The 20,796-nt window shown below is 65.9% G+C and carries 22 protein-coding genes and 1 pseudogene; 3 read left to right on the top strand and 20 right to left on the bottom strand.

Annotation, left to right across the window (positions count from 1 at the left end; translation table 11 throughout):
- Positions 1-84 precede the first annotated feature (84 nt).
- Both A8G08_RS22295 and A8G08_RS22290 read left to right on the top strand, forming a co-directional pair.
- Positions 85-2,631: a winged helix-turn-helix domain-containing protein gene (locus tag A8G08_RS22295; RefSeq protein WP_169823358.1), complete on the top strand. Its 2,547-nt coding sequence runs from the start codon at positions 85-87 to the stop codon at positions 2,629-2,631.
- Between the two features lie 114 nt (positions 2,632-2,745).
- Positions 2,746-2,994: a hypothetical protein gene (locus A8G08_RS22290; RefSeq protein WP_068278970.1), complete on the top strand. Its 249-nt coding sequence runs from the start codon at positions 2,746-2,748 to the stop codon at positions 2,992-2,994.
- A gap of 172 nt (positions 2,995-3,166) precedes the next feature.
- Here A8G08_RS22290 and A8G08_RS22285 read toward each other — a convergent pair whose 3' ends face one another.
- From A8G08_RS22285 to murA, 3 genes are all read right to left on the bottom strand, one after another.
- On the bottom strand, positions 3,167-3,574 hold the full coding sequence (locus tag A8G08_RS22285) for a DUF7144 family membrane protein (RefSeq protein WP_068278969.1): 408 nt from the start codon (positions 3,572-3,574) through the stop codon (positions 3,167-3,169).
- Between the two features lie 116 nt (positions 3,575-3,690).
- A complete protein-coding gene (locus tag A8G08_RS22280; RefSeq protein WP_068278968.1) occupies positions 3,691-4,020 on the bottom strand; it encodes an SHOCT domain-containing protein in 330 nt (109 codons plus the stop codon).
- Positions 4,021-4,144: 124 nt separating this feature from the next.
- Positions 4,145-5,398, bottom strand: coding sequence for a UDP-N-acetylglucosamine 1-carboxyvinyltransferase (gene murA / locus A8G08_RS22275; RefSeq protein ID WP_068278967.1), 1,254 nt, complete (start codon positions 5,396-5,398; stop codon positions 4,145-4,147).
- Positions 5,399-5,493: 95 nt separating this feature from the next.
- Between murA and A8G08_RS22270 the strand changes: the two genes are divergently transcribed.
- Positions 5,494-6,087, top strand: coding sequence for a cob(I)yrinic acid a,c-diamide adenosyltransferase (locus tag A8G08_RS22270; protein WP_068278964.1), 594 nt, complete (start codon positions 5,494-5,496; stop codon positions 6,085-6,087).
- A gap of 14 nt (positions 6,088-6,101) precedes the next feature.
- Here the strand turns inward: A8G08_RS22270 and A8G08_RS22265 are convergent, their stop codons facing one another.
- The 17 genes and pseudogenes from A8G08_RS22265 to rho all read right to left on the bottom strand — a co-directional run.
- The gene (locus A8G08_RS22265) at positions 6,102-6,524 is read right to left on the bottom strand and encodes a DUF2550 domain-containing protein (RefSeq protein WP_068278962.1); all 423 of its coding nucleotides are present in this window, start codon (positions 6,522-6,524) and stop codon (positions 6,102-6,104) included.
- A gap of 44 nt (positions 6,525-6,568) precedes the next feature.
- Complete coding sequence (locus A8G08_RS22260) at positions 6,569-6,934, bottom strand: F0F1 ATP synthase subunit epsilon (protein ID WP_068278957.1); 366 nt, start codon at positions 6,932-6,934, stop codon at positions 6,569-6,571.
- A gap of 35 nt (positions 6,935-6,969) precedes the next feature.
- Positions 6,970-8,418, bottom strand: a complete 1,449-nt coding sequence (atpD, locus tag A8G08_RS22255; protein WP_068278954.1) for a F0F1 ATP synthase subunit beta — start codon at positions 8,416-8,418, stop codon at positions 6,970-6,972.
- Complete coding sequence (locus tag A8G08_RS22250) at positions 8,419-9,342, bottom strand: F0F1 ATP synthase subunit gamma (protein ID WP_068278951.1); 924 nt, start codon at positions 9,340-9,342, stop codon at positions 8,419-8,421.
- Between the two features lie 14 nt (positions 9,343-9,356).
- A complete protein-coding gene (atpA, locus tag A8G08_RS22245; protein WP_068278950.1) occupies positions 9,357-10,997 on the bottom strand; it encodes a F0F1 ATP synthase subunit alpha in 1,641 nt (546 codons plus the stop codon).
- A gap of 78 nt (positions 10,998-11,075) precedes the next feature.
- Positions 11,076-12,421 (bottom strand): annotated as a pseudogene (locus tag A8G08_RS28530) (F0F1 ATP synthase subunit B/delta).
- Between the two features lie 5 nt (positions 12,422-12,426).
- Positions 12,427-12,942 carry a F0F1 ATP synthase subunit B gene (locus A8G08_RS22235; RefSeq protein WP_068278947.1) on the bottom strand — a complete coding sequence of 172 codons (516 nt, stop codon included), beginning with the start codon at positions 12,940-12,942 and terminating at the stop codon, positions 12,427-12,429.
- Positions 12,943-12,953: 11 nt separating this feature from the next.
- Entirely contained in the window at positions 12,954-13,223 is a 270-nt protein-coding gene (locus A8G08_RS22230) for a F0F1 ATP synthase subunit C (protein ID WP_068278946.1), read from the bottom strand.
- Positions 13,224-13,300: 77 nt separating this feature from the next.
- Positions 13,301-14,056, bottom strand: coding sequence for a F0F1 ATP synthase subunit A (gene atpB, locus A8G08_RS22225; RefSeq protein WP_068278945.1), 756 nt, complete (start codon positions 14,054-14,056; stop codon positions 13,301-13,303).
- Positions 14,053-14,460 carry an ATP synthase subunit I gene (locus tag A8G08_RS22220; protein WP_068278938.1) on the bottom strand — a complete coding sequence of 136 codons (408 nt, stop codon included), beginning with the start codon at positions 14,458-14,460 and terminating at the stop codon, positions 14,053-14,055. Before A8G08_RS22220 ends, atpB begins: the two co-directional genes overlap by 4 nt.
- Before the next feature lie 11 nt (positions 14,461-14,471).
- A complete protein-coding gene (locus A8G08_RS22215) occupies positions 14,472-14,678 on the bottom strand; it encodes an AtpZ/AtpI family protein (RefSeq protein WP_068278936.1) in 207 nt (68 codons plus the stop codon).
- A gap of 238 nt (positions 14,679-14,916) precedes the next feature.
- A complete protein-coding gene (locus A8G08_RS22210) occupies positions 14,917-16,092 on the bottom strand; it encodes a glycosyltransferase family 4 protein (RefSeq protein ID WP_068278933.1) in 1,176 nt (391 codons plus the stop codon).
- 35 nt (positions 16,093-16,127) lie between these two features.
- Positions 16,128-16,790 carry an L-threonylcarbamoyladenylate synthase gene (locus A8G08_RS22205; RefSeq protein WP_068278932.1) on the bottom strand — a complete coding sequence of 221 codons (663 nt, stop codon included), beginning with the start codon at positions 16,788-16,790 and terminating at the stop codon, positions 16,128-16,130.
- A gap of 102 nt (positions 16,791-16,892) precedes the next feature.
- Complete coding sequence (gene prmC, locus A8G08_RS22200; protein WP_068278931.1) at positions 16,893-17,765, bottom strand: peptide chain release factor N(5)-glutamine methyltransferase; 873 nt, start codon at positions 17,763-17,765, stop codon at positions 16,893-16,895.
- Between the two features lie 105 nt (positions 17,766-17,870).
- Positions 17,871-18,947 (bottom strand): peptide chain release factor 1, encoded by a 1,077-nt coding sequence (prfA, locus tag A8G08_RS22195; protein ID WP_068278930.1) that lies wholly within the window; start codon positions 18,945-18,947, stop codon positions 17,871-17,873.
- Between the two features lie 104 nt (positions 18,948-19,051).
- Positions 19,052-19,282, bottom strand: a complete 231-nt coding sequence (gene rpmE / locus A8G08_RS22190; RefSeq protein WP_068278923.1) for a 50S ribosomal protein L31 — start codon at positions 19,280-19,282, stop codon at positions 19,052-19,054.
- Between the two features lie 231 nt (positions 19,283-19,513).
- The coding region (gene rho, locus A8G08_RS22185) for a transcription termination factor Rho (RefSeq protein WP_068278921.1) at positions 19,514-20,796 on the bottom strand (1,283 nt) is incomplete at its 5' end.

Genomic DNA, 20,796 nt, shown 5'->3' with positions numbered 1-20,796 from the left:
TCTAAATCACGTGCACGTCGCCCCATCCGCAATCCCGATTCCGTCGTTCATCGCGCTCGTCTGCACCGCGCGATGATCGCAGCGTTGACGGGGCCGATCCCGGTCGTAACGATCTGCGCACCGGCTGGATCCGGTAAGACCACCCTGCTGGTGGACTGGGCGGAACGCATTACGCGTGCCGGGCCCGAGAGCCCGGTCATCGCCTGGGCCACCCTGACCGAACGGCACAACAGCGCAGCGGCCATCGGTGCCGAGATTCGCGCGGCGCTCGCAGACGCGGGTGGCCTCGCTACCGCCGCCGCGCTGCCCGCGCCGGCGCCGGGCGAAATATCGGATGCCCCGCTGGATCTCGCCCCCTACCTCGACGCACTCGGCACCAACGTGTGGCTGGTCCTGGACGACAGTCATGTCCTGCACGAGCCCGCCGCGCTCGCCGTCCTCGCCGAATATCTTGGTTGGGCCGATTCCCAGTTGCGCATCGTGATCGCCGGGCGATTCGAACCTCCGCTCGCGCTGCAACGCATGCGTATCGAGCAGCGCATCCTCGAAATCGGTTATCGCGAACTCGCTTTCACCGCCGGAGAGACCGCCGCGCTCTTGGCCGAGCACGAGGTGGAGCTGTCCGAGCATGATCTGGACACCCTGATGAATCGCACCGAGGGATGGGCGGCCGGTGTACGGCTTGCTGGCATGTCTCTGGCCGGGCATCCCGATCCGACGCGTTTTCTCGCCGACTTCTCCGGTGATCACCGCGCGGTCGCCGACTATCTCATCGACGAGGTGCTCGCGGGTCAGCCCGAGCCAACCCGAGAGTTCCTGCTGCGCACCTCGATTGCCGAGGCATTCACGGCCGACCTGGCCGAACAGCTCACCGGAGACCCCGGCGCGCGCCGCATCCTCGGCGAACTCGAGCGGCGCAACTGCCTGATCACGAGGACCGCGGAGGCACCCCCTGCCTATCGCTACCACCCATTGCTGCGCGATTACCTGCGCGCCGAGGTCAGCCGCATCGGCCGTGCGGCCGTTGCTCGACTCGAACACGTTGCCGCGGCCTGGTACAGCCAGTTCGGTGATGCATTGCTCGCACTCGAACACGCGCTGAAGGCCGATACCTCCGAAGACGTGCTCGACGTGCTCGAACATTCGGGACTATCACTGGTCCTCGACGGGCACGGCGCGGCGGTCGTCCGCTTGATCGCGCGCGCCGACCGGGACGTTCGGCAACGACCGATCACCCGGCTCATCTGCGCTGCCGCCGCACTCTCGGATGGATCGCCCAAGCTCGCGCGGTCGATTCTCGACGAACTCGACCAGGACACCGACGAACTCGGCCTCACGGCAGCGTCGCCCGATCGTGCGCGCCGGCTCTCGACGCTGCGGTCGGCCCTCCTGCTGCAGTGCGCATTGAGCGAGCGGGACACCGACCCGGATCTGCCGGAATCATCAACGATCGCGCCACATTCCGGTGACGCCGAACTCGACGCCTTCGCCCTGTTGCAGGCTGGACTGACCGCGCACGCGAGCGAGCAGATCGAAGCTGCCGACGAATTGCTTCGGCAGGCGGTCGAACACGCTCGGGCCGGTATCGGGAACCGAGTACTGCAGGCCGCACTTTCCGCGCTGGCCCGGCTGTATCTCGCGACAGGTCAACTGACATCCGCCGAAACCACGGCGAACGAGGTTCTCGAGATCGCGCGCGACGGGGTCGATCCGGACTGCGACGGCACGCACAGCGCGTGGCTCACCCTCGCGTGGTGCGATTTCCTGCGGGCTGCGGATACCGATTCCGCGGCAGCCCATGCGACGACCGCCGCGGACCGGCTCGAGGCACATCACCCCGGCCTCGCCCACGAGGCGACGCTGTTGGCCCACTTATGCCGCCTCGACACCGCAACGCACGAACGAGCGGGGGTGTCGGAGATTCGCGAGGCATTCGGCACGACAATCGAAGTCGGCCCCGCAGCAGGATTCCTCGCGCTTGTCGCGGTGCCCGTTGCGCACGCGCTGCTACGCGCCGGCGAACCGGCGTGGGTTGCCGAGTTGCAGGCCTGGGTGAACGAACAGGCACCCGGTAGCGGCGAGGCCGCGATGATTCGCGCTGCTGTCGAATCTCACTCGAACCGCCACACACGCGCCATCGAAGCGATCGACAGCGTCCTCACCGGCACTGCGGCATGCGCTTCCAGCACGACCATGGTGACGGCCAGGTTGGCCGAGTCCGCGATCGCGCAGCGCCGGGGACACGGTGCCCGCGCGCATTCCGCCCTGAGCGAAGCGCTGCGCAGTGCTGAGCCCGAAGGGCTGGTTCAGCCATTCCTCGATGCAGAGGGCCCGGTGCGCACACTGCTCTTCGACGGGCTCGGACGCTTCGGCCGAATGGAAGGTTTTGCGGTGCAGGTCCGTTCGACGCTTCCCGCCGACGATGCGACCCCCGACACCGCCACACTGACCGCGCGAGAACTCGACCTGCTCCGCGAACTGCCGTCCTGGCGCACCGCCGAACAGATCGCAGCAGACCTGTCGGTGTCGGTCAACACCGTGAAAACGCACCTGCGCGGTATTTACCGCAAGCTCGGCGTCGCATCGCGGCGCGAAGCGATTGTCCGGGCGCAGACCCTCGGTTTGCTCTGACTAGCCCATCGCGGCGAATCCTCGCCCGATTCACCAACTTCGGGTGATGTGGACATGTCCCTGGGATGACACCGTGGGAGACGGCCGACAGCGGAGAAACCGAGGAGGTCCCCCGTGCCCGATTCCGCGTCCGCCTGGCCCCCCGGAGTTCGCTACGAATTCGTACTCGCCGAAACCCTCTCCGATCGACTTCTTGCCGCCTTTCCCGAGTTCGACGCCGCGGAGTTCCAGGCATCCGGGCCGTCCGGGGAACGAACCACCTTGACCGGCCCGGTCGCCGGTCCTACCGAGCTGCGCGGGCTACTCGCCCGCTTCGACACCCTCGGCCTCACAGTCATCGAAATGCGCAGAATTCCTGGCTGATTCGCGAATCCGGCACTCGCGTTCGCGAAATTGTCATCGGCCAGAGCCGAATCGAGCCGGCCGGCTCCCCCACTCCCGCCCGCAGAACAGAACGCGAAGACTGCCCGGCTGGCCTTGGCCTGCCGGGCAGTCTTCGCAGTATGGAGTTGCTCCGGTACTTACCCTTTCGGGATCAGAAGTCGGGCTTCCAGGTAGTGACTGCCCAGATCACCACGATGTCCAGGGCGATGATGAGGATCGCCCAGAGCGGGTAGTACGGGATCCAGAGGAAGTTGGCCACGATCGACAGCGAGGCGAACACCACTGCCGCAATCCGCGCCCACGCCGCACCGGTGAACAATCCGAGGCCCGCGATGATCACGAGAACTCCGACCACGATGTGGATCCAGCCCCACGTGGTCAGGTCGAACTTGTAGACGTATTCGATGCCGACGACGAATACTTCGTCCTCCGCGACCGCAGAGATGCCCTGCAGCAGCGACACCAAGCCCACCACTAGGAGCAAGATGGCGGCGACGATCGATGTACCGCCAGCCCAAGCCTGCTTGGTGGGGCTGGTTTCCGGCTGTGGGGTTGTCATGAGTCCTCCTGCACCGTGTGCTGCTTAAGAAACTTCGACAGCCTCATAGTGCGAGAGAAAGGGCCGCACGTCCTCATCCTTTGCGGATGAACTTCGTGCGACCCCGTAACCCCACGTCAGCCCAGTAATTTGGCCTTTGCGGACGCGAATTCCTCGTCCGAAAGGACACCCTGGTTGTGCAATTCACCGAGCTGCTTGAGCTTGGTGATCATCTCGTCCTCGGCCGGTGGCGCCGGCGCGGGAGGCGGGGGCGCGTACTGCTGCTGCGGCTGGGCGTAGGCCTGCTGCTGGTCGTAGTACTCCTGCTCGTCCTGCTGCGAATACTTGCGCTGGGCGCGCCGGTTCACCGCATTGCGCGTCGCGGTGGCCGTGCCGACCACCGCAGCCGTGCGCGCGGCAGTGCCGAGCAGTCCTGGGCGTCCAACACGTCGGGGTCCGAATACCATCTCAGCCGTCCCTTACTCTCGGGCGGAAATGCCGCCGGCGACCGGGCAGCGGGCGCGCTGCGCCGTCACCGACGATCTTGCCCCGAGATGGGCGATCGCGCAGCCGAAACTCCGCAGCGCGGACTCAGGCCACCCGTCGAATGTCGGCGCCGAGCCGCTGCAGGTCCTCGATGAAATGCGGGTAGCCGCGGTCGATGTGGTAGACGTCGTAGACCTCGGTCACGCCATCGGCGACGAGCGCGGCCAGCACAAGGCCGGCGCCGGCCCGGATATCGGACGACCAGACCGGCGCACTCGACAGCCGCGGCACGCCGCGGACAACGGCGTGGTGACCATCCGTTCTGGCGTCCGCGCCGAGCCGGATCATCTCTTCGACGAACCGGAACCGTGCCTCGAAAACGTTCTCGGTGATCATCGACGTGCCGTCGGCGATCGCCGCGAGACCGATCGCCATCGGCTGTAGGTCGGTCGGGAAGCCCGGATACGGCAGCGTGGAGAAGTTCACGGCGGTCGGACGGCGTGTCTGATTCACGCGGAAGCCGTCGGGCTCACGCTCGATCTCGGCGCCGGCCGCGGCCAGTTTGTCCAGCACCAACCCGAGGTGCTTCGGATTGACGCCGGTGACTCGCACATCGCCAATCGTCATCGCCCCGGCAATTGCCCAGGTCGCGGCGACAATTCGGTCACCGATCACCCGGTGCTCGGTCGGTTCGAGCTTTTCGACCCCGAGGATGGTCAACGTCGACGTGCCCGCGCCACTGACCCGGGCGCCCATCTGGTTGAGCATGTGGCAAAGGTCGACGATCTCCGGCTCGCGCGCTGCGTTGTCGATCACCGTCTCGCCCTCGGCGAGGACGGCTGCCATCAGGATGTTCTCGGTCGCACCGACGGACGGGAAGTCGAGCCGGATGGCCGCTCCCTGCAGCTCCTCCGCACGGGCGACGACGCAACCGTGCTCGATTTCGCTGTGTGCGCCCAACAGCCGCAACCCGGACTGATGCATATCGAGCGGCCGGGAGCCGATCGCGTCGCCGCCGGGCAGCGCGACAACCGCGCGCTTGCAGCGGGCGACCAGCGGACCGAGCACACACACCGAAGCGCGGAACTGACGGACCGCCGCGAAATCTGCGTGGTACTTGGGCTCGGCTGGGGTTGTGATGGCAACCGTGTCGCCTTCGAGCGCCACCTCGCACCCGAGTCCCCGCAGCACTTCGGCCATTAGCGGCACATCGAGGATGTCCGGGCAGTTGGTGATGGTGCTCGTGCCCTCTGCGAGGAGTGCGGCTGCCATCAACTTGAGCACGCTGTTCTTGGCGCCGCCAACGTGCACCTCACCGGACAGCGGCACGCCGCCGGTCACCAAGAACCGTTCACTCACAATGGGACAGCGTAGTCAGCCGGGTTGCGCTGGGCGAAATGGCCGCCGGGTCGCGCCGCCCGAGTGCCTGTGGGTCAGAACGGTACGGTTGCCCCATGGCCGTGCACCTGACCCGCATCTACACCCGCACCGGCGACGACGGTACGACCGGTTTGAGCGATTTCAGCCGGGTTTCCAAGAACGACGCCCGCCTCGTCGCCTATGCCGATTGTGACGAGACCAACGCTGCGATCGGTACGGCGCTCGCGCTGGGCAACCCCAACGCGCGGGTGCACGACGTCCTGCGGCAGGTCCAGAACGACCTTTTCGACGCCGGAGCGGACCTGTCCACCCCGGTTGTCGAGAACCCCAAATACCCGCCGCTACGGGTCACGCAGGACTACGTGGACCGGCTCGAGCAATGGTGCGATGAGTTCAATGCGGACCTGCCGGCGCTGGATTCGTTCATCTTGCCCGGCGGCACTCCCCTGGCCGCACTGCTGCACACTGCGCGCACCATCGCACGACGGGCCGAACGGGCCGCGTGGGCCGCGATCGACGCAAGCCCGGAGACCACCAATGTGCTGCCGGCGAAGTACCTGAACCGGCTGTCGGACCTGTTGTTCATTCTCAGCCGCTACGCGAACCCGGACGGCGACGTGAAGTGGCAGCCGGGCGCGGGCGGCGCCGGCGACGAGGGCAAGCAGTAAGGCGCGAATCCTGCCTAGCGGCGGGGGCCGCGAACGGAACGGCCGGAGGGTCGGGATTCCACCCAGGAGAGAAATGCGGTGAGCGCGCCGCGATCCAGCGCGATCTCGTGGGCGCCGGAGGCGTCCTTGACCTCGATGACCGCGATGTCGTCGGTCATGATGTCGAACTCGGTACCCGCGGCCGATCGCCGGTTCACGACGGCGATGCTGGATCGGTGCAACCGGCTGTCCGGCCCAAGCTTCAGGCTGGAGAGCTTGAAGAAGACAACGGCATCCTCGCCGTAGCGAATCAAACCGTGCCGCCACCCGTGTCCGGCCTCGTTGGGCAGGGTTCGCACGAGTGCGGCGGTACCGCCCCGGCGCAACATCACCAGCCGGTAGAGGGACGCACCAGCAAAATAGGCGAGCAGCACGACCAGAATGATGAGAGCCACCATTCCGATCTGCACTGCTCGCCTATTTCCTGCGTGCTGTACCGGCGTTAGACCGAGCGACCCACGGCGCGCAAACGCGCACGCCCACGGGCGCTGACCGTTTCATCGCTCGAGTCGGCGTCACGAGCAGCCTTGTCCACGTCGATGTCGTCTGCGGCCTGCGCGTCCTCGGCAAGGATGGTCACGCCGTCCTTGCTGACCGACAGGAAGCCGCCATCCACTGCGTAGATGAGCTGCTCGCCATCGGTGGTGTCGATGCGGACCGACGCGTCCGGAACCAACTCCGCCATCAGCGGAATGTGGTTCGGCAGGATGCCGATCTCACCCTCGACCGTGCGGGCGAATACGAATGTCGCATCGCCCGACCACACCTTGCGCTCGACCGCGACCAGGTCGACCTTCATCTCAGCCATGTCACACGTCCTTTCGAGCGAGGATCGAGCGTCGGCTAGAGCTTCGCACCGAGGCTCTCGGCCTTCTGCGCGAGGTCTTCCAGGCCACCGATCATGAAGAACGCCTGCTCGGGCAGGTGATCGAACTCGCCCTTGGTGAGCTTGTCGAACGCCTCGACGGTCTCCTTGACCGGCACGTTCGAACCTGCCTGGCCGGTGAACTGCTCGGCAGCGAACATGTTCTGCGACAGGAAGCGCTCGATACGGCGAGCACGGTTGACCAGCTGCTTGTCCTCTTCGGACAGCTCGTCGATACCGAGGATGGCGATGATGTCCTGGAGGTCCTGGTAGCGCTGCAGGATACGGATAACTTCCTGCGCGACCCGGTAGTGCTCCTCGCCGACAATGCTGGGCTCGAGGATCGTCGAGGACGATGCCAGCGGGTCGACGGCCGGGAAGATGCCCTTCGCGAACACCGTGCGGGAAAGCTCGGTGGTGGCGTCGAGGTGGGCGAACGTGGCGGCAGGCGCGGGGTCGGTGTAGTCGTCGGCGGGCACGTAAACGGCCTGCATCGAGGTGATCGACTTGCCCTTGGTCGACGTGATGCGCTCCTGGAGCTCACCCATCTCGTCGGCCAGCGTCGGCTGGTAACCCACGGCCGAAGGCATACGACCGAGCAGGGTCGAAACCTCGGAACCGGCCTGGGTGAACCGGAAGATGTTGTCGATGAAGAGCAGCACGTCCTGGTTCTGCTCGTCGCGGAAGTACTCGGCCATGGTCAGGGCCGAGAGGGCAACGCGCATACGCGTGCCCGGCGGCTCGTCCATCTGACCGAACACAAGCGCGGTGTCCTTGAGCACGTTCGCCTCGGCGAGCTCGACCCACAGGTCGTTGCCCTCACGGGTGCGCTCACCAACGCCGGCGAACACCGACGTACCGCTGAAGTTCTTGGCGATACGGTTGATCATCTCCTGGATGAGCACCGTCTTGCCGACACCGGCACCACCGAACAGGCCGATCTTGCCGCCGCGCACGTACGGAGTCAGCAGGTCAACGACCTTGAGGCCGGTCTCCAACACCTCGGTACGACCCTCGAGCTGATCGAAGGCCGGCGGTTTGCGATGGATCGACCACTTGTCGAAGTCCTCGCCGTAGCCCGGCTCATCCAGGCAATGTCCGAGGGCGTTGAACACGTGGCCCTTGACGCCGTCGCCGACCGGCACGGAGATCGAGGCGCCGGTGTCGGTGACCGGAACGCCGCGGACCAGGCCGTCGGTGGGCTGCATCGAAACGGTGCGGACCAGGTTGTCACCGAGGTGCTGTGCAACCTCGAGCGTCAGGGTCTTCGCCATCTCGGAGTAGGTGATCTCGGCGTGCAGGGCGTTGAACAGCTCCGGGAGCGAATCACGCGGAAACTCAACGTCAACGACCGGCCCGGTCACCCGGACCACGCGGCCGGCGCGCTCGGTAGAGCCGGCCCGAGGAGTAGTAGCGGGGGCAGTCATCTAGTCGTCACTTCCTGTTGCGGCGAGCGCGTCAACGCCACCGACGATTTCACTGATTTCCTGGGTGATCTGTGCCTGGCGAGCACGGTTGGCTTCCAGCGTGAGGCCGCGAATCAGCTCGTCAGCGTTATCCGTGGCGGCCTTCATCGCTCGGCGGCGAGCGGCCGACTCCGACGCAGCGGAGTCGAGCAGTGCGGCGTAGATCCGGGTCGCGAGATAACGCGGCAGCAGCGAGTTGAACAGCTCCTCCGCCTCGGGCTCGAACTCGTACTCGACCTTCGACTCGGTCGACTCGGCTTCTTCGATCGCCAGCGGGGCAATCCGGTGCGCGGTCGCCGTCTGGGTCAGCATCGACGCGAACTCGGTGTACACGATGTGCAATTCGTCCACGCCGTGCCGCTTACCGGGGTAATCGGCATCCTCGTCGGCGGAACCAACCATGAAGTCGTCCACCAGGGCGGAAGCGATCTCCACCGCGTTCTCGTATGTCGGCTGCTCGGAGAAGCCGGTCCACGAACGGGCGATGTCGCGGCCACGGAAGTTGTAGAAGCTCTGCGCCTTGCGGCCGACCGTGTAGATCACCGGCGACTTGCCCTGCTCACGCAGGTGGCCGAACAGCTGCTCGCCGACGCGCAGGGCGTTCGCGTTGTAGCCGCCGCAGAGCCCGCGGTCGGAAGTGACCACGAGAACGCCAGCGGTGTGCGCGCCCTCCTTCTCGACCAACAGCGGATGGTCGAGATCGGTTTCGTCAGCCAGTGCCGAGAGGACCTTGGTCATCTCGTCCGCGTACGGACGTGCAGCTGCGACGCGAGACTGTGCCTTCGAGATACGCGAAGTCGCGATCATCTCCTGGGCTTTGGTGATCTTCTTGATCGCCCCGGCAGACCGGATTCGCCGTCTGAGGACTCGTAGTTGTGCGGGCATCTAAGGCCTTACCCTCAGCTCTCGTCCGGCTGCGGCCGGTGAACCTTGACCGTCTCCTGCTCCGGCGCCTCATCGAGCGGCGCAACGGCCGGCTCGTTGACTGCCGAACCATCGGAGGTCTCGAAGCCGCGCTTGAAGTCGGCGACCGCGGCGTTGAGCGCCTCCGTGTTGTCGTCGCCGAGCACCTTGCTCTCGCGGATCGAGGTCAGGATGTTCTCGTGACGGGCCTTGACGAAGTCGAGGAAGTCACGCTCGAAGCGGATGACGTCGTTGACCGGAACATCGTCGAGGTGGCCCTTGGTGCCGAGGAAGATCGCGACGACCTGCTCCTCGACCGGGTACGGCGTGTACTGCGGCTGCTTGAGCAGCTCGACCAGACGCGCACCGCGGTCCAGCTGAGCCTTCGAAGCGGCGTCGAGGTCGGAGGCGAAAGCGGCGAAGGCCTCGAGCTCGCGGTACTGCGAGAGCTCCAGACGCAGCGAGCCGGCGACCTCCTTCATGGCCTTGATCTGCGCAGCGCCACCGACGCGGGAGACCGAGACACCGACGTTGATGGCCGGACGCACACCCTGGTTGAACAGGTCCGTCTCGAGGAAGCACTGGCCGTCGGTGATGGAGATGACGTTGGTCGGGATGTAGGCCGAGATGTCGTTGGCCTTGGTCTCGATGATCGGCAGTCCGGTCATCGAGCCGGCGCCGAGCTCGTCCGACAGCTTCGCGCAACGCTCCAGCAGACGCGAGTGCAGGTAGAAGACGTCACCCGGGTACGCCTCGCGGCCCGGCGGGCGACGCAGCAGCAGCGAGATGGCGCGGTAGGCCTCGGCCTGCTTGGTCAGGTCGTCGAACACGATCAGGACGTGCTTGCCCTGGTACATCCAATGCTGGCCGATGGCCGAGCCGGTGTAGGGGGCGAGCCACTTGAAGCCGGCCGAATCCGAGGCCGGGGCGGCGACGATGGTGGTGTACGCAAGCGCACCAGCATCCTCGAGCGCCTGGCGCACACCGGCGATGGTGGAGCCCTTCTGGCCGATGGCGACATAGATGCAGCGAACCTGCTGGTTCGGGTCGCCGGTCTCCCAAGCCTGCTTCTGGTTCAGGATGGTGTCGACGCACACCGCGGTCTTGCCGGTCTTGCGGTCACCAATGATCAGCTGGCGCTGGCCGCGGCCGATCGGGGTCTGCGAGTCGATCGCCTTGATGCCGGTCTGCAGCGGCTCACCGACACCCTGGCGCTGAACCACGGTCGGGGCCTGAACCTCGAGCGCGCGGCGGGCTTCCGCCTTGATCTCGCCGAGGCCGTCGAGCGGAGCACCCAGCGGGTCAACCACACGGCCGAGGAAGTCGTCGCCGACCGGCACGGAAAGGACCTCGCCGGTGCGCTTGACCTGCTGGCCCTCTTCGAGCTTCTCGTAATCACCGAGGATGACGGCGCCGATGCTGCCCTCGTCCAGGTTGAGCGCGACACCGAGGACCCCCCCGGAGAACTCGAGCAGTTCCTGGGTCATCGCCGATGGCAGACCTTCGACGTGCGCAATACCGTCACCGGTATCGGACACGATGCCGATCTCCTCGCGCGACGTCTCGGACGAGAACGACGCGACATACGATTCGATCGCGCCTTGAATCTCTTCGGATGAGATCGTCAACTCCGCCATGGCTCTCGATTTCCTGCTTTCGAAATTGGTTTCGGCTCTGTGTGTTTGGGTGTCCGTTCGGCCGGCGGCCGACTCGGGCTACTCGGGCAGTTGGCTTGCAGCCTTTTCAAGCTTTGCCGCGATGGTTCCATCGACGACCTCGTCGCCGATCCGGATCTGCAGACCGCCGAGCACCTCGGGGTCGACGTCGAGCTGTACCGAGATGGTACGGCCGTAGATTCGCGACAGCACGCTCGACAGCCGGTCGTACTGCTGCTCGCTGAGCGGCGAGGCCGCGACAACGTGTGCGACCGACTCGCCCCGGCGCGCCGCGGCGAGCTCTGCGAGCTCCGGCACGACATCGACGAGGTTCCGGCCGTGCAGCAGGCGGACGCTCTGGCGAAGCAGCGACGCGGTCCACGTGGTCGCCTTGTCGACAACCACGCTGTCCAACAGGCTGATTCGCTTGTCGGCGGGCTGCTCGAGCTGGCTCAGCAGCGAAGCAAGACGCGGGTTCGCGTCAAGCGTCCGACCGAACCGGAACAGCTCGTCCTCGACGTCCTCGATCTTGTTCTCGCGCTCGGCGGAGACCAGGACGGCGAGCCGGGCGAGCCGCTCGAACGCCTCGGGCAGGTCGCGAGAGACCGACCAGCGCTGCTGCACTGCGGTCTTGGCGATATCGAACGTCTGCTCGCCGACCTTGCCGGTCAACAGCCGCTCAACCATCGCGACCTTGGGCGCCGAATCGTCGGACCGCGCCGCGAGGTACTTGCGCAGCACGGAGTGCTCGAGCAGCAGCCCAGCGAGCGAAGCCAACTCGTCGGCGAAGTCGCCGAGCACGGCAGTGTCCACGCCGCCGACGACATCGTCGAAGCGACGCTGAACTGCCTGCATCGATTCGCGGCTAGCCGCATGCATCAGGAAACCCCACTGTTCTTCGACACGGCCGCGCCGGACGCAGAGTCCGAGCCGGCCATCGACTCGAGTTCGTCGAGGAAACGGTCCACGCTGCCGGAGCGGGCGTCCGGAGCGGCAAGCTCGGAGCGCACGCGCTCACCGGCCTGCGCCACCGCCGCGATACCCAGGTCCGCCTTCAGCTCGCGGATAAGCGCCTGGCGCTGGAGCGTGATCTGCTCCGTGCCCTGCTGCTTGACCCGCTCGACCTCGGCGTCCGCCTGCTCGCGAAGCTGCTCGGAGATGCGCTGCGCATCCGCCCGGGCATCGTCGCGAATCTTTGCGGCCTCGAGCCGCGCCTGCTCCACTGCGTCACGGTGCTTGCGCTCCGCGTCGGCGAGAGCCGTTCGCGCCGTTTCGCTTTCGTCGAGATTGCGCTGGACGGTCTCCTGCTGCGTCGCCATCATCCGCTTGACCGGAGGAGCGACGTAGCGCCACAGCACGAAAATGACGACGGCGAAGGCAAACAGCTCAGCAATAAAGGTGGCCATACCGACTACCCCCGTCCCGAATGATCGGCCAGGTTCGTCGACGCCGAGGCTCCCTCGACGCCGAGCACCCGGTTCGCCAGCGTCTCGGACAGCGGTCCGACCCGACCCTGCAGCTCCTGGGCAATCTGACGGCCCTGCTCCTGCAGTTCCGCGGACGCCCGCTGCGCGATCGCATCGGATTCCTGCTTGGCCTGATCCCGCATCTCGTCGAGAACGGCCTGGCCCTCGGCCCGGCCCTCCTCGCGAATGCGAGACGCCTCGGCGCGAGCGCCGCCGAGCTCTTCCTTATAAGCGGCGTCCGCGTCGGCGAGTTCACGAGCGGCCTGGTGGTTATCCTCGGCCGTCTTGGCCAGCAACTCCTCGCGCTCGCTGAGCACCTTCGAAATCGGAGGCACAACGAACTTCACGATGACCCCGAGCACGATCAAGAAGATGATCAGCTCGACAAAGAAGGTCCCGTTGGGGATGAGGAAGTTGGTGGTCTCGCCTTCTTCGGCAGCCAGCAACAATGCGCTGTCCATCAAAGGGCTACTTAGATCTTGCCCGGCGTCGCGAACACGAAGAGCGCCATGAACGCCAGGTTGATGAAGTACGCCGCCTCGACCAGACCAACGGTGATGAAGAACGGCGTGAACAGGCGACCCTGGGCCTCCGGCTGGCGAGCGACGCCCGCGATCAGCTGGCTACCGGCCAGACCGTCACCGATACCGGCACCAACGGCACCGCCGGCCATGATGAGGCCACCACCGACGAGCGCGCCGGCCGTAATGATTCCGTTGACGAGTTCCGGATCAGCTGCCATGTCTTTCACTTCCTTCTGTGTTGTGACGAAACGTTGCTCGAGGGGTCGAGCCGCGAACTGGGGAAACCCCAGTGGGATTAGTGGGCTTCCTCCAGCTCAGTGGACTGGCTGAAGTAAAGGATCGTCAGCAGGGCGAAAATGAACGCCTGAATCAGACCGACGAAGAGGTCGAACAGTTTCCACACCGCGTTCGGCGCCCAGAGGATGTAGGGCGGGAAGAGCGCGATCAGGGTCAGCATGATGCCGCCGGCGAACATGTTGCCGAACAGTCGGAGCGACAACGAGATCGGCTTGGCGATCTCCTCAATGATGTTGACCGGGGCCAGGAATGCGACGTGGCCCTTGGCGAGCTGCTTCAGGTGCTTGAACGTGCCGCGGCGACGAGCGCCGGCGTAGTGGTAGCAAGCGAAGACGAAAAGCGCTATGGCGTAAACGAAGTTGACGTCAGACGCGGGCGGCGCGATCAAATGCGCGTCACCAATGGCGATTTCGAAGACCGAGAGCCAGTTCGCGACCAGAATGAAGACGAACAACGTCACCGAGAGCGGCAGCACGAACGGCGCGATCTTGAGGCCCATGGCGCTCTCGACCTGGCCGCGCATCTGAACGGTGATCGCTTCCCAGAACAGCTGCACGCCGTTCGGGACACCGGAGGTGATCTTCGAGCGAAGGTAGAACGCCAGGCCAATCACGATTACCGCGGCAACCACCGTGGCGTAGATCGTGTCGACGTTGAACGTCATGCCGGCGAATTCGACCTGTGTGTGGTGGCCGACTTCGATCTCGGTTTCGGCGAGAACGGTCGTCGTCGATGCAAGGAGGCTGCCAGTCATGACTGCTGACGAAGTCCTTTCACTACGGGCAAAGTGGTGTTGAGCACCAAAATGACTTGGAAGACGGCCAATCCGAAGATGATCCCGATCCCGTCGGGCCGCAGCAGGAAACCTATCACGAAGGCAACGGCGGTAATGACGAGCAATCGGGAGGCAGAGGAGACCGCCATTTGACTCTTGCTCGGGTGGTCCTCGGCGGTGACTTTGGCGACCGCGCGCTGCACCAACTTGATGTTGAGCAGGCCCATCGCCATGCCGAGAATGAACAGTGCACCGAACAAGATGTGGCCGACGAGGCCGGAGACAACAAGGGCGAGAATGCCGATGACGACGACCATGATCGTCGGCCGCTTCAGGCTCAACGGAACCCGTGGCATGAGCGGTGACGGCGCTGGCGTAGCCATCTGCCTCTACCTCAATCCTTCAAGAACGAGCGGATATGCATGACCGCCGACACGACTGCACCAAGTACACCGACCGCGAGCCCGATGAGGATGCAGAGCGGCGTGGTATCCAGGCGGTCATCAAGAAACCAGCCCAACACCAGGCCAAGCACCACGAAGCCTACTATGTTGGCTCCGACGCCTATCAGCTGCCTCGGACTCGGCGGCACGTTCGACATGGCGAGTCCTTAGATCTCGTCGATGGCGTTCGTGCTGGACACGTTCACCGGCTGACTCCTTAGCGGTCGGTATGGGCCCCAACCGCAGGTCAGCGGCCTAAATGACCGGCGCTGATCAGCGGGGCAGGGAAAACTTACCACCACGTTCGGAGCTGCGGTTTCCCGTGCCCACGACACAGTGTAGTAGACACTTCCGTTGCGGTCGAGACCGGGCAGGCCGGGCGAACCGGACGCCGCCTCAGGCCGATCTGTCGGCGTCTCCACGCAGCGACGGAACGGCCGTCACGATGAGCGCGAAGACGAGTCCGCCGGCAAGCAGAAGCACGACGATCCGACGGTCGAACAGCGCACTGCCGACCGCGCCGAAGGCCAGGACGCCGACCCACAAATAGATGAGCAGCACGACTCGCCGGTGCGAATGGCCGATCTCCAACAGCCGGTGATGCAGGTGCATCTTGTCCGGGCTGAACGGGCTGACACCGGCACGGGTTCGCCGCACGATCGCGAGCAACAGGTCGAGCACGGGAATGAACATCACCGCACCGACGAGCAGCAGTGGCGAGAGCAGACCGAGGATGTCGCGGCTGCCGTAGGCATTGAGCGGGATTCGCCCCGACGCACTCGTCGAGATCGTCGCCAGCATCAGGCCGATCAGCATTGAGCCCGAGTCGCCCATGAAGATCCGGGCGGGCTGGAAGTTGTGTGGCAGGAAGCCAAGGCACGCACCGGCCAGCGCCGCGGCCATCATCGCGGGCGGATAGACACTGACGTCGCCGCCCTGCTCGTGCAACAGTCCCATCGAGAACGCGCAGATCGCGAGTGCGGAGATCAGGCCGAGCCCGGCCGCGAGTCCGTCCAGTCCATCGACGAAGTTCATCGCGTTGATCATCACGACCGTCACGCCGACCGTCACCAGGCCGGCCTGCAACTGGTCGAGCACGATTGTGCTGCCGCTGCCGATAGGTGAATACACGACGAACCAGCTGACACCCATGATCACCAAAAGGCCCGCTGCGGTGACCTGGCCAACGAACTTCGTCAGCGCGTCAAGTCCCCAGCGGTCGTCCACGATGCCGACGAGCATGATGACGCCGCCCGCGACCAATGCGGCGGGCACGTCGCTGGTGAACTCGAATCCACGTTGCAGCGCTGGGAGTTGCGCGGCGAAAAGCAGCGAAACGAGGATGCCGGCATAGATTCCGACGCCGCCCATGCGGGGAATCGGCTTGGTGTGCACGTCACGGTCACGTGGAATCGCCACTGCGCCGAACGCGATCGCTGCTACCCGCACGCCGCCGGTTGCCAGGAACGTCACGACGCTGGCGGTGAACAACACCAGCAGCAGCTCTCGAATCGGAACACCCGCGCCGCGGCTTTCCTGCGCGACGTGCAGGATCGAATCGGTGGCGCTCACGAGACCGGCCGCGGCTCGGGCCGCCGGGCCCGCACCTACGCGGCTCCGCTCGTCAGACTGTCGGCGTCAACGCCGAGCACTTCCGCGACCGCGCCGACCGGCACAGCACCCGCGCGCAGCACGCGCGGACTATCGCCGGTGAGGTCGACGATCGTTGACGCCACGGCGTGCTGAGCAATGCCGCCGTCCAGATAAACGGAAACGGTCTCGCCCAGCTGGGCGCGGGCTTCCTCGACGGTCGTGGCCGGGGCCGAACCGGAAACGTTGGCGCTCGACACAGCGAGCGGCCCGACCTCACGCAGCAGTTCGAGCGCGACCGGATGCAAAGGCATACGCACCATCACGGTGCCGCGGGTGTCACCGAGATCCCAGGACAAAGACGGCGCCTGCTGCACCACCAGGCTCAGCCCACCCGGCCAGAACGCGCGGATCAGTTCGCGAGCCTCGGGGCGCACGGAGTAAACGAGGCCGTCGATGGTGTGCCAGGACCCGACCAGGACCGGCACAGGCATATCGCGGCCGCGGCGCTTCGCGCCCAGCAGCGACGACACCGCCGTGCTATCGAACGCGTCGGCGCCGATGCCGTAGAGCGTGTCAGTGGGGAGCACGACGAGGCGACCGGATTTCAAGCTGCTCTTGGCGGCGCTCAGGCCTGCCGAGCGGGAAGCCGAATCCCCGCAGTCGTAAACGGTGCTCACTCCCCCATCTTTGCATTTCGGTATCGACGCTCCGGGCGGCACACCGCAGCGCTGCGCGGCTACCAGAATCGAGCCAGACCGATCCGTGCGGATCGGTCCAGGTCAGCTCGCGCGACCGGCGACGATGTAGCGCGGCTTACCGGCGAGATCGGGGTGTTCGGCAACGTCGATGAACGCGCCGCCCGCATTAAGTAGGTCCGCGACGCCGGCCCCGTTGGTGTCGTCGTGCTCGATCGCCAGCCCGCCGCCGGGGCGCAACCACCGGCGCAGGTTCGGCACCATCGCACGGATCAAGTCGAGCCCGTCCGCTCCGGAGAACAGCGCCTGCGGCGGATCATGTTCGGCGACTTCGGGTTCCAGTTCCGCGCCTGCCGGGATATAGGGAGGGTTGGACACGATGACGTCGACCTTGCCGTCCAGATCGGGCAGCAGCGCCGGGTCGCCGGCGTCACCCGCGGTCAGCACGATCGGGGTGTCGCCGGACTCCGCGCGGTGCCCGGCGTTGCGGCGCGCCCACTCGAGTGCGCGCGGATCCAGTTCCACCGCGTGCACCACCGCGTCCGGACGCGCATGCGCGATCGCGAGCGCCAGCGCGCCGGTTCCGGTGCAGAGGTCGAGCACGGTCGGGTTGTGCGGGCCGTGCGCCTCGAGGAAGCCGAGCGCCCATGCGAGCAAGAGTTCGGTCTCCGGTCGTGGCACGAAAACCCCCGGGCCGACCTCGATATCGATGTTGCCCATCGACGCGATCCCCGTAATGTATTGCAGCGGAATACGTTTGGCGCGCTGATCGACCATCGCATGATAGGCGTCCAGCATCGCCGGCTCGACGAGCGGTATCAGCGCGAGCCGGGTGCGCGGCACGCCGAGTAGGTGCGCGGCCAACTGCTCGGCATCCGCACGCGGACTCGCAACGCCGGCGGCGCGCAGCTTTTCGGCTGCAGCGGCCATGGCGTCCCGCAGCGGTTGTCGGCTCACGGGTATCAGCGTGTCATACCGTCCGGCGCCCCCGGGTAATACCGACGCCATGTCGTGCGGCCCATCCGCACGCTCCGGGCCTCTCCTCCGGGCCGCTGCCTGCGATTACTCGGCGGCGAGCCGGGCCTCGCGGTCGGCGGTGCCGAGCGCGTCGAGCAGCGCATCCATCTCGCCGTCGAGGACCGCGTCGAGGTTGTGCGCCTTGAAACCGATGCGGTGATCGGCGATCCGGTTCTCCGGAAAGTTGTACGTGCGGATGCGCTCGGACCGGTCGACGGTCCGAATCTGGCTCGCCCGCCCGGCCGCCGCCTCGGCATCGGCCTGATCCTCCGCGAGGGCCTGCAGCCGGGCCGCGAGCACCTGCATGGCGCGGGCCTTGTTCTGCAGCTGCGAGCGCTCGTTCTGGCAGGTCACGACGATATTGGTGGGCAGGTGGGTGATTCGCACCGCGGAGTCGGTGGTGTTGACGCCCTGACCGCCCTTGCCTGAAGACCGGTAGACGTCGATGCGCAGGTCGGTCTCGTCGATCTTTACCTGGGCCACTTCCTCGGGCTCGGGGTAGATGAGGACGCCCGCGGCTGACGTATGGACCCGGCCCTGTGATTCGGTGACCGGCACGCGCTGCACGCGGTGCACCCCGCCCTCGAACTTCAGCCGGGACCACACCCCGTCGCGGACCGCATCGCGGCTCTTGATCGAAATGGTGGCTTCTTTGTAGCCACCGAGATCGGAGATCGTCGCGTCGAGGATCTCCACCTTCCAGCCGCGGCGCTCGGCGTACCGGACGTACATCCGGGCCAGGTCGGAGGCGAACAGCGCCGACTCCTCGCCGCCCTCACCGGATTTGACCTCGAGCACAACGTCATCACCATCATGCGGGTCGCGCGGCGCGAGAAGATCGGTGAGCGTCGCATCGAGCTCTTCGACCTGCGCCTCGAGCTCCGGAATCTCGGCGGCAAAGCTCGAATCGTCGGCGGCGAGTTCACGGGCCGCGGCCAGGTCGTCGCGCGCGGCCTGCAGCTTGGTGTGCGTCGCCATGATGGGCGCAAGCTCAGCGAATCGCTTGCCCACCCGGCGCGCAGTGGCCGGGTCGTTGTGCAAGGCCGGGTCGGACATCTGCTGTTCGAGGCCGGCGTGCTCGGCGAGAATGTCGTCGATCGCCGATGGTCGCGTGGTTGCCATCTTCTTACGCTCCGCTTTCCGTGCCTTGTGGAGTCAGCACCGGTGTTATCGCACAAAAAAGCCGACGCCCGGCCTGCAGAGCAGGACGGGCGTCGGCGAGGAAGCTAGGAGCCTTCGGCCTTCTTGCCGGCGCGCTTGCCGTAGCGAGCCTCGAACCGGGCCACGCGGCCACCGGTGTCCAGAATCTTCTGCTTGCCGGTGTAGAACGGATGGCACTGCGAGCAAACCTCGACCGTGATGCGGCCGGACTCGGCGGTGCTCCGGGTCTCGAACGTGTTCCCGCAACCACACACGACCGTGGTCGCGACGTAGTTCGGGTGAATTCCTGCCTTCATGGTGTCCTCTCACAATGGTCGCCGGGTCGCCTCCGCCTTTCGGAGACGTGAACCGGAACCGGACTTCGACCGATCAGTATGCCAGACCAGGGAGTTCCGCCGCGAATCGCGGCAGGTCCCGGGCTTCGCACCCTTCGGCTCGCCTACTGCAACAAAAGGTGCCCCGGGTTGCTTCCCGGGAGCGGAGCCCGCGGAGCGACCCACCAGCCCGGGGCCACCTTTTGCGTCAAATCACTCGTCGACAGCGCCCGGCGCGGTCTTCGTGACCTGCATCAGGAACTCGACGTTGTTCTGGCTCTTCTTCAGCCGGTCGATCAGCAGATCGATCGCCTGATGGGAGTCCAGTCCGGAGAGCACGCGGCGCAGCTTGTGCACGACCGCGAATTCGTCCGGGCTCATCAGCAGCTCGTCCTTGCGCGTGCCGGACGGGTTGACGTCGACCGCCGGGAACACGCGACGCTCGGCGATCTTTCGGTCCAGCTTGAGCTCGGCGTTACCGGTGCCCTTGAACTCCTCGAAGATCACGGTGTCACCGGTGGAACCGGTCTCCACCATCGCGGTCGCGATGATGGTGAGCGATCCACCGTTCTCGATGTTGCGCGCGGCACCGAGGAAACGCTTCGGCGGGTAGAGCGCGGTCGAGTCGACACCACCGGAGAGGATGCGGCCCGATGCCGGCGACGAGTTGTTGTACGCGCGGCCGAGTCGGGTGATCGAATCGAGAAGCACGACAACGTCCTTGCCGGACTCCACCAGTCGCTTCGCCCGCTCGATGGCGAGCTCGGCGACCGACGTGTGGTCCGCCGGCGGCCGGTCGAAGGTCGAGGCGATGACCTCGCCCCGCACCGAGCGCTGCATGTCGGTGACTTCTTCGGGCCGCTCGTCCACCAGAACGACCATCAGGTGGCACTCGGGATTGTTGATGGAGATCGCGTTGGCGATGTCCTGGAGGATCGTCGTCTTACCGGCCTTCGGCGGGGAGACGATAAGGGCGCGCTGGCCCTTGCCGATCGGCATGATCAGATCGATCACGCGCGTGGTCAGCTTGTTCTGCTGAGTTTCGAGCCGCAGTCGCTGGTTCGGGTACAGCGGGGTCAGCTTGTTGAACTCGGGGCGCCGTTTGACGGCGTCGACCTCGCCACCGTTGACGGTGTCCAGGCGAACCAGCGGATCGAACTTCTGCCGCTGATTGCTCTGCTCACCCTCGCGAGGCGCGCGAACCGCACCGGTGATTGCATCACCGCGGCGCAGGCCGTTCTTGCGGACGAGATTCATCGACACGTACACGTCGTTCGAGCCCGCGAGATAACCGGACGTCCGCACGAACGCGTAGTTGTCGAGCACGTCGAGGATGCCGGCCACCGGCTGCAGGACATCGTCCTCGCGAATCTCGGGCTCGGCGACACTATCGCCCTGACGGTCGCGTCCACCACGACGACGCTCACGGAAGCGACGGCCACGCCTGCCGCGGCCGTCCTCGTCATCCCCGCCGCGGTCGTCGCGGCCGTCACGCG

The sequence above is a fragment of the Aldersonia kunmingensis genome (assembly GCF_001646865.1).
Taxonomy (GTDB): domain Bacteria; phylum Actinomycetota; class Actinomycetes; order Mycobacteriales; family Mycobacteriaceae; genus Aldersonia; species Aldersonia kunmingensis.
Note: the sequence above shows the minus strand (reverse complement) of the source record. Positions and strands in the feature narration are given on the sequence as shown.

What these genes read in the sequence shown, in the direction of transcription:
- A8G08_RS22270 (WP_068278964.1), top strand. Translation starts at nt 5,494, where the DNA reads ATGGCCGTGCACCTGACCCGCATCTACACCCGCACCGGCGACGACGGT.
- atpA (WP_068278950.1), bottom strand. Translation starts at nt 10,997, where the DNA reads ATGGCGGAGTTGACGATCTCATCCGAAGAGATTCAAGGCGCGATCGAA.
- A8G08_RS22250 (WP_068278951.1), bottom strand. Translation starts at nt 9,342, where the DNA reads ATGCCCGCACAACTACGAGTCCTCAGACGGCGAATCCGGTCTGCCGGG.
- A8G08_RS22220 (WP_068278938.1), bottom strand. Translation starts at nt 14,460, where the DNA reads ATGGCTACGCCAGCGCCGTCACCGCTCATGCCACGGGTTCCGTTGAGC.
- atpB (WP_068278945.1), bottom strand. Translation starts at nt 14,056, where the DNA reads ATGACTGGCAGCCTCCTTGCATCGACGACGACCGTTCTCGCCGAAACC.
- atpD (WP_068278954.1), bottom strand. Translation starts at nt 8,418, where the DNA reads ATGACTGCCCCCGCTACTACTCCTCGGGCCGGCTCTACCGAGCGCGCC.
- A8G08_RS22285 (WP_068278969.1), bottom strand. Translation starts at nt 3,574, where the DNA reads ATGACAACCCCACAGCCGGAAACCAGCCCCACCAAGCAGGCTTGGGCT.
- A8G08_RS22215 (WP_068278936.1), bottom strand. Translation starts at nt 14,678, where the DNA reads ATGTCGAACGTGCCGCCGAGTCCGAGGCAGCTGATAGGCGTCGGAGCC.
- A8G08_RS22280 (WP_068278968.1), bottom strand. Translation starts at nt 4,020, where the DNA reads ATGGTATTCGGACCCCGACGTGTTGGACGCCCAGGACTGCTCGGCACT.
- A8G08_RS22265 (WP_068278962.1), bottom strand. Translation starts at nt 6,524, where the DNA reads ATGGTGGCTCTCATCATTCTGGTCGTGCTGCTCGCCTATTTTGCTGGT.
- A8G08_RS22260 (WP_068278957.1), bottom strand. Translation starts at nt 6,934, where the DNA reads ATGGCTGAGATGAAGGTCGACCTGGTCGCGGTCGAGCGCAAGGTGTGG.
- prfA (WP_068278930.1), bottom strand. Translation starts at nt 18,947, where the DNA reads ATGGCAACCACGCGACCATCGGCGATCGACGACATTCTCGCCGAGCAC.
- A8G08_RS22230 (WP_068278946.1), bottom strand. Translation starts at nt 13,223, where the DNA reads ATGGCAGCTGATCCGGAACTCGTCAACGGAATCATTACGGCCGGCGCG.
- rpmE (WP_068278923.1), bottom strand. Translation starts at nt 19,282, where the DNA reads ATGAAGGCAGGAATTCACCCGAACTACGTCGCGACCACGGTCGTGTGT.
- A8G08_RS22235 (WP_068278947.1), bottom strand. Translation starts at nt 12,942, where the DNA reads ATGGACAGCGCATTGTTGCTGGCTGCCGAAGAAGGCGAGACCACCAAC.